This window comes from Agrobacterium sp. CFBP 3001, from assembly GCF_027871605.1.
In the GTDB taxonomy this organism is placed as follows: Bacteria; Pseudomonadota; Alphaproteobacteria; order Rhizobiales; family Rhizobiaceae; genus Agrobacterium; species Agrobacterium leguminum.
In genome coordinates this window covers 97,248-112,935 of record NZ_JAQAHD010000004.1, presented here as the reverse complement: position 1 = coordinate 112,935, position 15,688 = coordinate 97,248, and the positions used below count along the sequence as shown (strand labels likewise).

Below are 15,688 nucleotides of genomic sequence, written 5' to 3'. Positions count from 1 at the left end.
ATTCTTCATGCGGAACCTGCTCAATGTCCGAAACGGCACCACTTCTGGAAGCACGCGCCATCGGCAAATCCTTTTTGGGGATCACGGCGCTTGATGGCGTCGATTTTTCGCTTGGACATGGTGAAATCCATGCCCTGCTCGGCGAAAACGGCGCGGGTAAATCGACGCTCATCAAAATCCTGACCGGCGTTTATCACCGCGACAGCGGCTCGATCTTTCTGGAGGGCGCAGAGATTTCGCCCGCCAATGTGGGTGAGGCGCAGGCGCTCGGCATCGGCACGGTCTATCAGGAAGTGAACCTTCTCGAAAACCTGACGGTTGCCGAAAACCTGTTTCTCGGCCGCCAGCCGCGCCGCTTCGGGCTGATCGACCGCGGCACGATGCAGAAGAAATCGCAGGCGCTGCTTGCCCAATACGGGTTGTCCATCGACGTCAACGCGCTTCTCTCCAGCTATTCCGTGGCCATCCGGCAAATCATCGCCATTGCCCGCGCCGTCGATCTTTCCGGCAAGGTGCTGGTGCTGGACGAACCGACCGCCAGCCTTGATGCCCATGAGGTCGAGATGCTGTTCGGCCTCTTGAGAAACCTGCGCGCACGCGGCATCGGCATCGTCATCATCACCCACTTCCTCAACCAGGTCTATGATATCGCCGACCGGGTGACGGTGCTGCGCAACGGCCGTCTCGTCGGCACCCGCGACATTGGCAGCCTGCCGAGGTCCGAACTCATTTCGATGATGCTCGGTCGCGAGCTTCAGCACATCACCCATGAACATCAGGCGACCGAAGATACGGTTGCCGAGGGCGAACCGCCGATCCGTTTCGAAGGTTACGGCAAACGCGGCAGCATCGCGCCTTTCGATCTCGGCATCCGGCCGGGAGAGATTGTCGGCGTCGCCGGGCTGCTGGGTTCGGGCCGGACGGAAACAGCCTTCCTGTTGTTCGGCATCGACCGGCCGGATACCGGAAAGGCTGTCATCGACGGCCAGACAGTGGCGATTTCTTCGCCGGAAGCCGCCATTACCGCCGGGTTCGGCTTCTGTCCGGAAGAGCGCAAGACGGACGGCATCATCGGCGACTTTTCCGTCACAGATAATATTGCATTGGCGCTTCAGGCACGGCAGGGCTGGGCACGGCCACTCTCGCGCCGGCAGAAGGCGGAACTGGCCGAAAGCTTCATCAAGTCGCTCGATATCCGCCCGGCCGACCCCGAGCGGCCGATCAAATTCCTGTCCGGCGGCAATCAGCAAAAGGCCATTCTGGCGCGCTGGCTCGCCACCCACCCCCGGCTGCTGATCCTCGACGAGCCGACACGCGGCATCGATATTGGCGCGCATGCGGAAATCCTGAAAATGATCGAAAAACTCTGCAGCGAGGGCATGTCGCTCGTGGTCATCTCCTCCGAACTGGAAGAGCTTACCGCCGTCGCCCATCGTGTGGTCGTGCTCTCCGACCGCCGCCATGTCAGCGAATTGAAGGGCGGCGAAGTGACCGCCGACAATATCATGCGGGCGATTGCCGATGCGGCGAAAACGGAGGCGGCGTGATGGTGGCTGTGACACGACGCCTAAAAAGGCTTGCTCCCCAGCTTGCCGCGCTCTTCATCATTCTGGCAGCGATTACAATCCTTTCGCCGGGTTTCCTGCATGTTTCGTTTCAGAACGGCCGGCTCTATGGCAGTCTGGTGGATATTCTCGTGCGCGCCGCACCCGTGGCGCTTTTAACCATCGGCATGACGCTGGTCATCGCCACCAAGGGCATCGATCTGTCCATCGGCGCCGTCATCGCCATCTGCGGCGCGGTCGCGGCCACGCTCATCAGCAATGGCCATTCCATTCCTTCGGTCATCGTCATCTCGCTTGCGGTGGGCATCGCCTGTGGCCTGTGGAACGGTGTGCTCGTCGCCCTTCTCGACATCCAGCCGATCATCGCCACGCTGATCCTCATGGTGGCGGGGCGCGGCATCGCCCAGCTCATCACCGAAGGCGTCATTCTCACCTTCAACAACGACAGCTTTTCCGCCATCGGTTCCGGCTCGTTCGCGGGCATTCCGCTGCCCGTCATCATCTGGGTGGCGGCGGCGCTCACGATCGGGCTTCTGGTGCGCAAGAGCGCGCTCGGCTTCCTGATCGAGGCGACCGGCATCAATCGTCGCGCGGCAGCGCTTGCCGGGGTACGGGCCCGTTTCCTCTTGTTTTTCGTCTATGCCGTCTCCGGCCTCTGCGCAGCCATCGCCGGCATGATCGTAACCGCCGATATTCGCGGCGCGGATGCCAACAATGCCGGGCTTTGGCTGGAACTGGACGCCATATTGGCGGTAGTCATCGGCGGCACCTCGCTGAATGGCGGGCGCTTCTCCATCACCGCCTCGCTGATCGGCGCGCTGATCATCCAGACCATCAATACCGGCATTCTCGTTTCGGGCTTTCCGCCGGAATTCAACCTCATCATCAAGGCCGGCATCATCATGGTGGTGCTGACGCTGCAATCGCCGGCGATCATGACGGTGCTTGGCTTCGTGAAAGCGCCGAAGCCACACGCCAAACCGGCGGCCACCAATGGCATGACCAAGGAAGGAACCGCGCGATGATCCACAGCCGCAACCTGCCCTTCCTCACCACCCTGACGATCTTCGTCATCGCCTATCTCCTCTGTGTGCTGCAATATCCGGCGATCTTTTCCACGCGGGTGATCGGCAACCTTCTGACCGACAATGCCTTCCTCGGCATCGCGGCCGTCGGCATGACCTTCGTCATCCTGTCGGGCGGCATCGATCTGTCCATCGGTTCAGTCATCGCCTTTACCAGCGTCTTCGTCGCCGTGATGGTCGGCACCTATAATATCCATCCGCTGCTCGCCTTCGCCATCGTGCTGGTTGTCTCGACGCTGTTTGGCTGCCTGATGGGGGCGATGATCCGCTTCCTGTCGATCCCACCTTTCGTGGTGACGCTGGCGGGCATGTTTCTGGCGCGCGGCGCGGCTTACCTCATCTCCACCCAGTCCGTGCCGATCTCGCATCCCTTCATCGATGCGATACAGGGCTTTTATTACCGCTTTCCCGGCGGCGGCAGGCTGACGGCGCTAGCCATGCTGATGCTTCTCGTCTTCGCCGCCGGCATGCTGATCGCCAGCCGCACCCGCTTCGGCGCCAATGTCTATGCGCTTGGCGGCAACCCGCAATCGGCCGAGCTGATGGGCGTGCCGATCGGGGCCACGACCATCGGCATATATGCGCTTTCCGGTTTCCTCTCCGGCCTCGCCGGCATTGTCTATACGCTCTACACGTCGTCAGGCTATTCGCTGGCGACGGTGGGCGTGGAGCTCGACGCCATCGCCGCCGTTGTCATTGGCGGCACGCTTTTGACGGGCGGCACGGGGCTTGTGGCGGGAACCTTCATCGGCCTTCTGATACAGGGCTTAATCCAGACCTACATCGTTTTTGACGGGACGCTTTCCTCCTGGTGGACGAAAATCGTCATCGGCGTGCTGCTTTTCGTCTTCATCGTGTTGCAGCGCGCAATCATCTGGTATTCAAACAGGAGACTGGCCGGACCGCATCCGGCATAATTGCCAAGGGAGGCTTGCTTGGGGCTGCTCGAAACGACGATAAGCGGGCGAAAACGCCGGAACAGCCACGCCCATGTGGTCTCCGAACTTGGCAGCGCCATCGTCTCGGGCAGAATTGCGGAAGGCTCCCTGCTGCCCAATGACGCGGAACTCTCCATGCGCTTCGGCGTCTCGCGCACCGTGCTGCGCGAAACCATGAAGACGCTGGCGGCCAAGCGGCTGGTGGAGCCCAAGGCGAAAGTGGGCACCCGCGTTCTTGACCGCTCGAGCTGGAACTTCTTCGATCCGGATGTGCTGGGCTGGCGCTGCGAGGCCGGCATAGACCAGGAATTCGTCACGCATCTGGCGGAGATTCGTCTGGCGCTGGAACCGGCGGCGGCAGCGGCAGCGGCCCTGCAGGCCTCCAATGACGATATCGTTTCGCTTTACGTCATCGCCGCCAAATTCGACAATCCGAAACATACGCCGGAAAGCATCGCCAAGGTCGATCTCGAATTCCACCTTGCCGTGGCGCATATGTCCGGCAATCCCTTCATGCGCTCGGCAAGCGGGCTGATCGAAGCAGCACTTGCCATTTCCTTCCAGCTCTCGTCGCCGGCCGCTTCGCCTGGCACCATCGCCGAAATCGCGTCCAATCATCTGCGCATCGTACATGCGATTGCGGCGCGTGACGCGGATGCGGCGGTGAAAGCCATGCGCCACGTGATCGAGGTCGGTAAAGACCGGACGCAGAAGGCGATCAAGACGGTTTGAGGAGTTGTAAGACCCGCAGGAATGCGGGTCCGTTTTCTTAGACCAATTATCCCCGCGATGCCTCGACCTGCGGCACCACGCCACGGCGCGACGCCATCAGCGATGCGCCGAGAAGGGCGGCAATCGCCACGAAGACGAAGACCATCGTCGCCCCCTGAAGATCGATCAACAGGCCGCCCAGAACCGCACCGCTGGAAATGGCGATCTGGAACGTGGTGAGCAGCAGCGCGCCGGCGCTTTCCGCCTCATCGGAAGCGGCCCGCGTGATGAAACTCTGCACACTGACCGGGAGCGCACCGAAGGCAAAACCCCAGGAGGCGATGGCAAGGCCGGCAACGAGGGGCGACGTACCCGCAACGACCAGAACGGAGGCCGATGCCGCGATGAGGGTCGCGGCGAACGTCACTGCCCATGCCGTGTTTTTCTCGGAGAGGAAACCGCCGAAAAGATTGCCGAAAAAGCCGCTGACACCATAAACCAGAAGGACGAGGGAAATCGCCTCGACGCCAAGAAGCGTGACGTCTTCCAGGAATGGACGGACATAGGTGAAACCGGCAAAGTGACCCGCAACGATGAACAGCGTCGTCAGAAGGCCAATCCGAACCTGCGGCCGCTGCAACAGCCGGAACATGGTGGAAAGACCGGGTGCGCCAGCCGGCGGCAGCGACGGAACGGTGAGCAATTGCACGAAAAGTGCGATGACACCGAGCGCACCCGCAACCACAAAGGCCGAGCGCCAGCCAAGCGTCGCCCCGATCCACGCGCCCACCGGCGCTGCACAGACGGTGGCGACCGAAACCCCTGTCAGGATGATGGCCATGGCGCGCGGCATCTTCTCAAGCGGCACCAGCCTCAGCGCCAGCGCCGCAGACATGGCCCAGAAGCCGCCAAGGCCGATGCCGAGCAGGACGCGCGAGGCGAACAGCATGAAAAGACCGTTGGCGAAGGCGGCCAGCGTGCTGGAAATGATCAGCAGCGTGGTCAGCCCAAGCAATGTCCAGCGGCGGTCGATGCTGCGTGTGCCTATGACGACGCCGGGGCCGGCGACCGCCGCGACCAGCGCCGTAACGGTGATGGATTGACCGGCAATGCCGGAGCTGACGGCGAGATCGGCCGAAAGCGGCGTGAGAAGGCTGACCGGCAGGAACTCCGCCGTCACCAGCCCGAAAACGCCGAGCGAAAGCGAAACCACGGCTGCCCATTTCGCATCCGGCTCTGTCTTGCGCGGCACATATTCAAGCTCGTTTATGGTCCGGTTGTTCATGAAAATCTCCTGATGCGCATTCCCGGAATGCGTCCTGAAACGGAAAGACAAAGTGGTGAAACCGGTGGGAGCCCGGTTCAACAACCGCAAATCGATGCGCATAAGCTATGCGTGACATCCCGGCGTTTCCATGCTAGAAAATCCATATTCCTTAACCAAACATCCGAATTTGCGAGAGCGCCATGAATGATGCCCTGACCGAAATGTTGCGTGGCCTGAGGCTCGATGGTGTCGAATACGGCCGGTGCCGCATGGCCACACCCTGGGCGACGGCCTTTCCCGAACAGGAAGCCGCGCGGTTTCATTTCATCGGCGTCGGTCAGGCGAAATTGCAGAAACCTTCCGGGGAATGGCTGACGCTGACCTGCGGTGACGCCGTGCTTCTGCCGCGAGGGCACGCCCACGTGCTGGGCAGCGGCGAGGATGTGAAGCCCACCCTTTTCGACCGCTTCGGCAAGAAGGAAGTCTGCCAGGGCATCTTCGACATGGAATGCGCGAGCGCCGGCGGCGATACCGTCGCCTTTACCGCCTCGATGCGTTTCAACATGGACAATCTGCACCCGCTGCTGCAGCTGATGCCGGATGTGATGCTGACCAGCGATCTGGCCAAAAGCGACCCGGCTATCCCCCATCTGCTTGAAGCCATGACGCGCGAGGTGGAACTGAACCGCGTGGGCGCGGGCGGCATTCTGGCACGGCTTGCCGATGTGCTGACTGCAACATTGATCCGCACATGGGTGGAATATGGCTGCGGCGATTCCAGCGGCTGGCTGGCCGCCGTGCGCAATCCCGAACTCGGGCGGGTGCTGGCCGCCATCCACCTCAACCCCGAAAAGGACTGGAGCGTGGAGGAGCTTGCCTCGCTGATGGGAGCATCCCGCTCCAGTTTCGCGGAACGTTTCACCCGCATAGTGGGCGAAAGCCCGGCCCGTTATGTGGTGCGCGTGCGCATGCATCAGGCGCGGCTGTGGCTGCGCGAAGGCATGCGCGTGACGGTGGCGGCGGAAAAGCTGGGCTACGATTCCGAAGCCTCCTTCAGCCGCGCCTTCAAACGCGTGCTCGGCGCGCCGCCCAGCCAGTTCCGCAGGAAGGACACGGCCGGGCTGGAGGATGCGGCATAGGAATTTGTCTCAGTGGAAATTGCGGGAAATGACCTTTATCCGCTCCACCTCATCTTCATCATCGACTGTAGCCGGCGGTCGTTTCCTAATGGTGCGATGATCCTCCGGCGGCATGCCGTGGTGGAACTCATCGCCGCGCCCATGCGGCAGGGGAAAGGCGCGGTTGCGCTCACCCACACTTGCCAGCGCTTCCGACAAATCGGTCAGCCGGTGGGCGACCAGATGCACCACCTCGCCTTCCCGCTGGATCTTGCCGTAAATGCCTACCATGCCGGCAGACAGCACCACACGCCGGTATTTTTCGAAGGTCTTGACCCAAAGGACAGCATTGGCAATGCCGGTCTCGTCCTCCAGCGTCATGAAGATCACGCCTTTCGCCGAGCCGGGACGCTGGCGCACCAGCACCAGACCCGCCGTTTCCAGCCATGTGCCATCACGCACACGCACCGCCTCCGCGCAGGTAACAATGCGACGGCGGGAAAGATCGCGCCGCAGGAAGGTCATGGGATGTTCGCGCAGGGTCAGCCCCACATGGCCGTAATCCTGCACAACCTCGCCGCCATCAGTCATGGGCCTGAGCGCAACGGAGGGCTCCTGAAGCTCTTCGATAACGGCATCTTCCCTGACGGCAGCGGCGGCGAAAAGCGGCAGCGGCTCATCCCGCAAAGCCTTGATGGCCCAGAGCGCTTCGCGTCTGGCAAGCGAAAGCGACGGCAGAAAGGCATCGGCTTCGGCGAGACAGACAAGGGCGGCGGCAGGAACGCCCGCCCTTCGCCATAGATCGTCGACGGAGGCGAAAGGCCGATCCTGCCGGGCGGCGACAATATCGGCGGCATGATCATTGGAGAGCCCCTTCACCATGCGCAGGCCAAGCCGCACGGCGTAAAGCTCTTTACCATCGGCATCGCTCTTGCCGGTCGGTTCCAGCGTGCAATCGAAGCGGCTGTTATTGACGCAGACCGGGCGCACTTCCACGCCATGATCGCGCGCATCGCGCACGATCTGCGCGGGGGCGTAAAATCCCATGGGCTGCGAATTGAGAAGCGCCGTGCAGAAAATATCGGGATAATGGCACTTCAGCCATGAAGAGGCATAGGCAATCAATGCGAAGGAGGCCGCATGGCTTTCGGGAAAACCATAACTGCCGAAACCTTCGAGCTGTTTGAAGATGCGTTCGGCGAAGTCCTGCTCATAACCGCGCTCCACCATGCCATCGATCAGATCCTGTCTGAATTTGGAGATGGTGCCGACATTCTTGAAGGTTGCCATGGCACGGCGCAACTGATCCGCCTTGCCGGGAGAAAAACCGGCGCATTCGATGGCGACGCGCATGGCCTGCTCCTGAAACAGCGGAACGCCCAGCGTCTTGCCCAGAACTCTTCGCAATTCTTCCTTAGGATAATGAACCGGCTCCTTTTCCTGCCTTCGGCGAAGGTAGGGATGCACCATATCGCCTTGAATTGGGCCAGGACGAACGATAGCCACCTGAATGACGAGATCGTAGAATTCCTTCGGTTTAAGCCGCGGCAGCATGGACATCTGCGCCCGGCTTTCAATCTGGAAGGTGCCCAGCGTATCGGCCTTCTGGATCATGGCAAAAGTGGCATCGTCCTTGGGCGGCATGGAAGTGAGATCGTATTTCTTGCCGTCCCGTGCCTCCAGCATGTCGAAGCCGCGTTTCATGCAGGAGAGCATGCCGAGCGCCAGACAATCCATTTTCATGAATTTGACGATATCGATATCGTCCTTGTCCCACTCGATGATCTGGCGGTCATCCATGGCAGCGGGCTCGATCGGCACCAGCTCGTCCAGCCGGTCATGGGTCAAAACAAAGCCGCCCGGATGCTGGCTGTGGTGACGCGGTGTGCCGACAAGCTGATTGGCAAGTTCAAAGGCAAGTTGCAGGCGGCGGTCCTCCATATTGAGGTTCAACTCTTTCACCTGCTTTTCGCCGACCCCCTCGCTCCACCGCCACACTTGTGAGGAGAGAAGTTTGGTCAAATCTTCCGGTAACCCCAGAACCTTACCGACATCCCGCAGCGCCCCACGCCCGCGATAACGGGTAACGACCGAACAAAGCGCAGCCTTGTCCCGACCATAGGTGTCATAAACCCACTGGATGACCTCCTCACGCCGCTGATGTTCGAAATCCACGTCGATATCAGGCGGTTCGCGCCGTTCTTCCGAGACGAAGCGTTCGAACAGGAGATCAACCTTTACAGGATCGATGGCGGTTATGCCGAGCACGTAGCACACAACCGAATTGGCCGCCGAGCCGCGTCCCTGGCAGAGAATATCCTTCCTGCGCGCAAATTGGACGATGGCGTTCACCGTCAGAAAATAGGGGGCATATTCCAGCCGGCCTATTAGCCCCAGCTCATGATGCAGCGCCTTTTCCACCTTCTCCGGCAAGCCCTCGGGATACCGCACCGGCACCCTCTCCCAAACCATCTTCTCCAGCGCCTGCTGCGCCGTCAGCCCCGGCATGCTGCGCTCCTCGGGATATTGGTAGACCAGTTCCTTCAGCGAAAATTTGCAGCGTTTCGTAATTTCGAGACTGCGGGCCAGCGCCTCGGGGTAACGGGCAAACAGCCGGTGCATTTCCTCCGGCGGCTTCATATAGCGGTCGGCATGCCGCTCGCGCCGGAAACCAGCCTCGTCGATGGTGCAATTGTGCCTTATGCAGGTGACGACATCTTGCAGCATGCGCCGTTCCGGCACATGAAAAAGCACGTCATTGGTGACAACAGTCGGCACACCAGCCGCTTCGGCCATAGCTGACAGTTCGAAAAGCCGCATCTGGTCGTTGGGGCGTCTTCTGAGGCTAAGCGCCATATAGGCCCGGTCCGCAAAAGCTGTCTTCAGCCGGCGCAGGCGAAGCGCGCATAGATCGTCGGCCAGATCGGCGAGCAGCACCACGATCAGGCCTTCGCCGTAGGCGACGAGATCGTCCCATGCCAGCCGGCACTTGCCCTTGCCGCCTCTTTTCTTGCCGACGGAAAGCAGCCGGCAGAGCCGCCCGTAAGCGGGCCGATCCATGGGATAAACGAGCACGGAAAGATCGTCATCCAGATCGAGCCGGCAGCCGATGACAAGGCGGATGCCATGATTATTGGCGGCTTCGTAAGCGCGGGGAATGCCCGCAAGGCTGTTGCGGTCCACGATACCAAGCGCCTTGATGCCGAGTCTTTTGGCCTGTTCGAAAAGCTCATCGCAGGAGCTTGCACCCCGCAGGAAGGAAAAATGCGTGGTCACCTGAAGTTCGGCATAACGCGGCGCGCTCATGCGAAGACCCCGTGAATGAACCAGCCCTGAGAACCAGTCTCGATATGTTCGCCATCGCCGGAGCGGAAAATCCAGAAGCGCTCGCCGCTTTCATTTTCCACCGTAAAATAATCGCGCACGGCGGCCTTTTCCCGGTCGCGTTTCCACCATTCGCCGAACACCCGCTCCGGCCCGTCGGCGCGCCTGACATTATGGCGCACGCCTTTCCAGAGGAAATAACGCGGCGGATGGTCCGGCAGCAGCGCCAGCGTTTCGATGGGTTCCGGCCTTGCAAAAAGCCTGACCGGGCGCGGCCAGTGGCCGGGCCAGCCGAGCCTATCCTCAGGTGCCAGCGCCGCAACCCGGGCAACGGAGCGCTCCGGCACATCGCTCGCCACCGCCGCATAACGATAGACCCTGTGGCCGCGATTGAGAATGACATCAACCGTATCGGCGATGTCCGCACGGCCTTCCTCCAGAAGCGAGGATCGGGCCTGCGCGGCGACAAGCGGCTCGGCATGGGTGGCGGTCAGCACCATCATCTCGATGCCGAAACCGGGATCGATGGTGTCGATACGGTCGGTCAGAAGCCGGACAAGCTGTTTAATGTCGCGCACCGGTCTGGAGGTGCCGGCCCGCACCGCCTGCAGGCCGCTATCGACCCGGTGCAGCACCAGATCGACACGGCGGGCGCCGAGGCCGCGCTTTTCCAGCGCGACACAAAGCTCCGGAACCAGTTTTTGCGTATAACGGGCAATCGTCTCCGCCGCTGCAATGGGTTCGGGAAAGGCGCGCCGCACCTCCACCAGCTCGGCCACGCGCACCGGTTCGATGGGTTCACCGATCTCCCCCAAAGCCTGGGAAAGACGGCGCACGAGTTCGGGGCCGAAACGCAGGGTGAGCGGCGCACGCGGTGCTTCGGCCAGCTCGCCGATGCTGCGGAAACCGAGCACCTTCAACTCGGAAACGATCCGCTCTTCCAGCCTCAACGCGGCAAGTGGCAAGCCGCTGACCGCCACACGCTGCCCGCCCGGCGGCACGATGCTGATCGCCTCACGGCCAAAACGCGCCAGCGCATGGGCCGCGCCCCAGCTATCGGCAATGGCGGCGCGGGCGCTAAAGCCGGCGGCATGAAGGCGGTTGACCATGCCGCTCAGCATCAGCGCCTCATTGCCGTGCAGATGGTCCGCCCCCGCCGTGTCCAGCACCAGCCCGTCCGGTGGGTCGGCGGCGACGATGGGTGCATAGATGCGCAGGAAATGAAAGGCCAGCTGTTGCAGGGCGCGGGCATCTCCATCCGCATCCAGATCTTCCACGATAAGGCCCGGCACCAGCGCCTGCGCCTTGCTGACCGGCGTGCCCGGCCGGATGCCCGCCGCCTTTGCCGCCTTGTCGAGCGCCAGCACCAGCCGGCGGCTGCCATGGCGGCCAATCATGACCAGCGGCTTTTCAACCGGCGGCGCGTCCTTGCCCGAAAGACGCCGGAAACGATCCGTCGGCCATGTCGGCAGGTAGAGCGAGACGACCCTTTGCATCACAGGCTTCCACTTCAAATTCGGCACTTTCGCCGCCGCGACATCGCAAAAGTTCCAGAAACCAGCGCGGCCTGCCCACCCCCGGTACCGGCAAGGGGGATGAGGGTCGGACGGAGATGCGCCAGCGGGTCATCGCCGCCGTCGGCTCGCCGAACAGCGCCGCATCGGCCGCACGCCGGAAACGACGAATGGCGATGCCGGTAACACCGGAGGTTTCCGCCGCCAGTTGCAGCCGCCGCGAGGCGTTCATCGGCAACTTCGCCAGCTCGCCCATCACCGCGCCGAAACCGTTGCAGCGTAAGCCCTCCTCGAAACAGTCGAGCACACCTTTCTCATCGCGGCATTCAACGATGATGACCCGGTTCTGCGACAGGCCGGCCTGCGTCAGCCCCGGCATGAACAGATCCCGGCGTGTGACACACCATAAAACCTTGCCGGAAAGCCGTGCCGCCACACCGGCCGCAAAAAGGGCGGCCGCCGCGCCATCGGCAGCGCCATTGCCGCCACCGCTCACCTCATGCAGGCAACCGAGCTTCAGCCCGCCTCCCGGCAGGCGATGGTCGATGGCATCCACGCCGAAAGGCAAGGTCTCGTGCAGGCGCGGAGCGCCGTTACCGATCCTTTCCAGGCTTTCACGCAGCTCTTCGACAACGAGCAACTGATCCGCGCGCTTTTGCATGGCATGACAGGTTTCAATTCCGGTTATTCATCTTTATTGTTCCTGTTTTGTTCCTATTTCAGCAAAGAGTCAAGCAATAGGCTGCCGGTCTTCAACAGTTTGCACGGGAAGAGAGGATTCTGGCCTTGCGGCCCTCTGCCCTGCCGTTAAAACGGAATTGTCCGCTCGCCACCTGTTTTACCCTGACAGCCGCCCGGCAACGGACATCATGGTTTGGAGGAAACCGCCGATGATCGCCAGCATTCTGATTGCCGTGGTTGCGGCCATCCATATTTACATCGTCATTCTGGAAATGCTGCTGTGGGAAAAACCAGCCGGCCGCAAGGCCTTCGGTCTTTCGGCGGATTTTGCCCGGCAGACGAAAGTACTGGCCGCCAATCAGGGACTGTATAACGGTTTTCTCGCAGCGGGGCTGATCTATGGGCTGATGCAGGGCGATGAAGGGCTGAGCTTCAAGGTTTTCTTCCTGACCTGCGTTCTGGTGGCCGGTATTTTCGGCGCCATCACCGCCAATATGAAGATCCTGTTCATTCAGGCATTGCCGGCATTGTTCGCGCTCGGCTTCCTTTGGATCGGAGCATGAACCGATGAGCGCATGGAACGATCACAGCGCAAAAGACGCCCTCAACCGGATTTTCATGGCGGCAGTGGCAAGCGCCGATCCGGCAAAGGTGCTGCAACACCACCTTCCCTCCCCGCCCAAAGGCCGCTGCGTGGTGGTGGGCGCCGGCAAGGCTTCGGCCGCCATGGCTGCGGCGCTCGAAGCGGCATGGCCGCATGTCGATCTTTCCGGTGTGGTGGTGACGCGTTACGGTCATGCCGTCCCGACTGCGCGCATCGAGATCATCGAGGCTTCGCATCCGGTGCCGGACGATAAGAGCGCGGAAGCGGCAAAACGCATTCTCGCAGCCGTTGCAGGCTTGACTACCGACGACATGGTCATCGCGCTGATTTCCGGCGGCGGTTCGGCGCTGATGGTGGCACCGGCAGAAGGCATGACCCTTGCCGACAAGATGGCCGTCAATCGTGCCCTTTTGGCCAGCGGCGCGACGATTTCCGAAATGAACGCCGTGCGCAAACATCTCTCCCGCATCAAGGGCGGGCGGCTGGCGCTGGCTGCCAAACCGGCCAGGGTCGTTTCGCTGCTGATTTCCGATGTACCGGGAGACGATCCCTCCGAAATCGCTTCCGGCCCGACGGTTGCCGATCCGAGCGATATTGAAAGCGTGCGGGAAATCGTCTCCCGTTATGCGCTCGATCTTCCCGAAAACGTGCGCAAGGTGCTGGAAAAAGGCGAGGAAACCCCCAAGGCGGGCGATATCAAGGAGGATATCCGGCTCATCGCCGCCCCTTCGCTCGCCCTGCAGGCGGCGGCGGATGAGGCGGTGAAACTCGGGCTTACGCCGCTCATCCTCGGAGATTCGCTGGAGGGTGAATCAAAAGATGTCGGCGCTGTCATGGCCGGCATCGCGCTTTCCGCCAGCCGTAAGGGCCTGCCGGTGAAAGGCCCGGCCGTGCTGCTTTCCGGCGGCGAAACCACAGTCACGCTGAACAGGGGCGTTGGCGGCAAGGGACCGGCCGGCAAGGGCGGCCGCAACACGGAATTCCTGCTGAGCCTCGCGCTGACGCTCAAAGGTGCGGACGGCATCTGGGCCATTGCCGGCGATAGCGACGGCATAGACGGCGTCGAGGATGCGGCAGGTGCGGCGGTGACACCGGACACGCTTGCCCGCATGCGCGAAGCCGGTGTCGATCCGCGCCAATCGCTCGTGAGCCACGACAGCTACACCGCTTTCAGGGCAGCAGGAGACCTTGTCGTGACGGGGCCGACGCTGACGAATGTGAATGATATCCGCGCGATTTTGATCGGGTGATAGCGGAGAAGTTCGCAACGATTACGGGCTTTCCCGCGCGTGGATCGCGGAGGGAAGACGTTTTGACTATGCCCTCCGACAGGAGTAATCTGGCGGGATATCCTTTGGAGCCTCAGCCATGCGTCCTGGAGTGCTCATACTTGGCCTGGTCATGGCCCTTATTCCGACTTTGGCGGATGCCCACAATTGCAAATGCCGAAATCGCGGCGTCATGTTCCAGCTCGGCCAGACATCCTGCCTGAAGGTCGATGGCGGCTCTTATCTCGCGCGCTGCGAGATGAAGCTCAACGTTTCGTCATGGACAAAGATTCAGGACGGTTGCCCCACAACAGAAAGGGTGCAAACGCAGTCAACCCGCGTCAATTGATCCCATCGGCAGATGACGCCAAGGGCATCTTCTCCCCGGCATCGGGGAGAAGAAATACGCGGCAACCTAGTCTTACAGCTTCACCCAGCCGCCATTCTTCTTGCCGGACTCGATGCAGGCCGTGACGAAAGCGACACCCTTAACCCCGTCGTCCACGGTCGGGTAAATCACCGCCTTGTCGAGCGCCGAGCCGCTGCGGCGGGCCTCGATGGCATGCGCCGCTTCGGTATAGATGGTGGCGAAGGCTTCGAGATAACCTTCCGGGTGGCCGGACGGAATGCGGGTGACGCGCGCTGCGGCAGCCCCTGCCCCGGCGCCGCCGCGGGTGATCAATTGCTTGGGTTCGCCAAGCCTCGTGAACCAGAGATAGTTTGGGTCCGCCTGCGTCCACTCGATACCGGCCTTGTCGCCATAAACACGAACCTTCAGCCCGTTTTCGTGGCCGACCGCAACCTGGCTGCACCAGAGCAGCCCCTTGGCCGCCTGCTTGCCGCCCTTTTGCTTGAAGCGCAGCATCACATGCGCATTGTCGTCCAGCCGGCGGCCTTCGACAAAGGTGTGCACATCCGCCGCCAGCTCATCCGCTTCCAGACCGGAAATGAAGCAACCGAGATTATAGGCATGGGTGCCAATATCGCCGGTGGAGCCGCCGACTCCCGATTGCGCCGGATCGGTGCGCCAGACGGCCTGTTTCGCGCCGGTCTGCTCCACTGCCTCCGTCAGCCAGTCCTGCGGATATTCCATCTGCACCAGACGGATATTGCCGAGTTCACCGGCCTCCACCAGTTCCCGCGCATGCCGCACCATCGGATAGCCGGTATAATTATGCGTGAGGATAAACAGGGCATCGGCCTTGTCGGCCACCTGCTTCAGCTTTTTGGCGTCCTCCAGATTGGAGGTCAGCGGCTTGTCGCAGATGACATGGATGCCGCGCTCCAGAAACGCCTTGGCGGCCGGATAATGCACATGGTTCGGGGTGACGATCGCCACCGCCTCGATGCCATCCTCGCGCAGCGCTTCCTTTTCGGCCATTTCCTCGAACGAACCGTAGCAGCGCTCGGGATCGAGCCCCAGCTCACGGCCGGAGGCTAGGGATTTTTCCGGCGTCGAGGACAGGGCCCCCGCCACGAGATCGAAGCGATTGTCGAGTCGCGCGGCCATGCGGTGAACGCCGCCGATAAATGCGCCCGAACCGCCCCCCACCATGCCAAGGCGAATCCGCCTGTTCGCCTTGTCGGTTGTCTTTCCTTCAATAGCCATAATA

At 61.7% G+C, this 15,688-nt stretch carries 13 protein-coding genes; 8 read left to right on the top strand and 5 right to left on the bottom strand.

Annotated features, from left to right (window positions below; all coding sequences use genetic code 11):
* Positions 1-23 precede the first annotated feature (23 nt).
* The 4 genes from PH605_RS07475 to PH605_RS07460 are packed head-to-tail and all read left to right on the top strand — an operon-like array spanning position 24 to position 4,320.
* The gene (locus PH605_RS07475; RefSeq protein ID WP_142844580.1) at positions 24-1,547 is read left to right on the top strand and encodes a sugar ABC transporter ATP-binding protein; all 1,524 of its coding nucleotides are present in this window, start codon (positions 24-26) and stop codon (positions 1,545-1,547) included.
* Positions 1,547-2,590, top strand: coding sequence for an ABC transporter permease (locus tag PH605_RS07470; RefSeq protein WP_161987805.1), 1,044 nt, complete (start codon positions 1,547-1,549; stop codon positions 2,588-2,590). Before PH605_RS07475 ends, PH605_RS07470 begins: the two co-directional genes overlap by 1 nt.
* Complete coding sequence (yjfF, locus tag PH605_RS07465) at positions 2,587-3,567, top strand: galactofuranose ABC transporter, permease protein YjfF (protein WP_078052720.1); 981 nt, start codon at positions 2,587-2,589, stop codon at positions 3,565-3,567. Before PH605_RS07470 ends, yjfF begins: the two co-directional genes overlap by 4 nt.
* 18 nt (positions 3,568-3,585) lie before the next feature.
* The gene (locus PH605_RS07460) at positions 3,586-4,320 is read left to right on the top strand and encodes a FadR/GntR family transcriptional regulator (protein WP_003523755.1); all 735 of its coding nucleotides are present in this window, start codon (positions 3,586-3,588) and stop codon (positions 4,318-4,320) included.
* A gap of 46 nt (positions 4,321-4,366) precedes the next feature.
* On the opposite strand, the gene PH605_RS07455 is transcribed toward PH605_RS07460, so the two are convergent.
* A complete protein-coding gene (locus PH605_RS07455) occupies positions 4,367-5,584 on the bottom strand; it encodes an MFS transporter (protein ID WP_142844581.1) in 1,218 nt (405 codons plus the stop codon).
* Between the two features lie 182 nt (positions 5,585-5,766).
* Between PH605_RS07455 and PH605_RS07450 the strand changes: the two genes are divergently transcribed.
* Positions 5,767-6,705 carry an AraC family transcriptional regulator gene (locus PH605_RS07450; protein ID WP_142844582.1) on the top strand — a complete coding sequence of 313 codons (939 nt, stop codon included), beginning with the start codon at positions 5,767-5,769 and terminating at the stop codon, positions 6,703-6,705.
* 9 nt (positions 6,706-6,714) lie between these two features.
* Here the strand turns inward: PH605_RS07450 and PH605_RS07445 are convergent, their stop codons facing one another.
* From PH605_RS07445 to PH605_RS07435, 3 genes are read right to left on the bottom strand one after another with little or no spacing between them, the layout of a single operon-like run.
* Positions 6,715-9,990: an error-prone DNA polymerase gene (locus PH605_RS07445; protein WP_142844583.1), complete on the bottom strand. Its 3,276-nt coding sequence runs from the start codon at positions 9,988-9,990 to the stop codon at positions 6,715-6,717.
* Complete coding sequence (locus tag PH605_RS07440) at positions 9,987-11,504, bottom strand: Y-family DNA polymerase (RefSeq protein WP_162856821.1); 1,518 nt, start codon at positions 11,502-11,504, stop codon at positions 9,987-9,989. The genes PH605_RS07445 and PH605_RS07440 overlap by 4 nt, the downstream gene beginning before the upstream one ends.
* Positions 11,419-12,183: an ImuA family protein gene (locus PH605_RS07435; protein WP_142844584.1), complete on the bottom strand. Its 765-nt coding sequence runs from the start codon at positions 12,181-12,183 to the stop codon at positions 11,419-11,421. The genes PH605_RS07440 and PH605_RS07435 overlap by 86 nt, the downstream gene beginning before the upstream one ends.
* A 229-nt stretch (positions 12,184-12,412) precedes the next feature.
* On the opposite strand from PH605_RS07435, the gene PH605_RS07430 reads away from it, so the two are divergent.
* From PH605_RS07430 to PH605_RS07420, 3 genes are all read left to right on the top strand, one after another.
* A complete protein-coding gene (locus PH605_RS07430) occupies positions 12,413-12,766 on the top strand; it encodes a DUF1304 domain-containing protein (RefSeq protein WP_078052716.1) in 354 nt (117 codons plus the stop codon).
* Positions 12,767-12,770: 4 nt separating this feature from the next.
* A complete protein-coding gene (locus PH605_RS07425) occupies positions 12,771-14,057 on the top strand; it encodes a glycerate kinase type-2 family protein (RefSeq protein WP_142844585.1) in 1,287 nt (428 codons plus the stop codon).
* Between the two features lie 118 nt (positions 14,058-14,175).
* Positions 14,176-14,424: a hypothetical protein gene (locus PH605_RS07420; RefSeq protein WP_142844586.1), complete on the top strand. Its 249-nt coding sequence runs from the start codon at positions 14,176-14,178 to the stop codon at positions 14,422-14,424.
* A gap of 72 nt (positions 14,425-14,496) precedes the next feature.
* Here the strand turns inward: PH605_RS07420 and PH605_RS07415 are convergent, their stop codons facing one another.
* The gene (locus PH605_RS07415; RefSeq protein ID WP_065655512.1) at positions 14,497-15,684 is read right to left on the bottom strand and encodes a Gfo/Idh/MocA family protein; all 1,188 of its coding nucleotides are present in this window, start codon (positions 15,682-15,684) and stop codon (positions 14,497-14,499) included.
* Between the last annotated feature and the right edge of the window lie 4 nt (positions 15,685-15,688).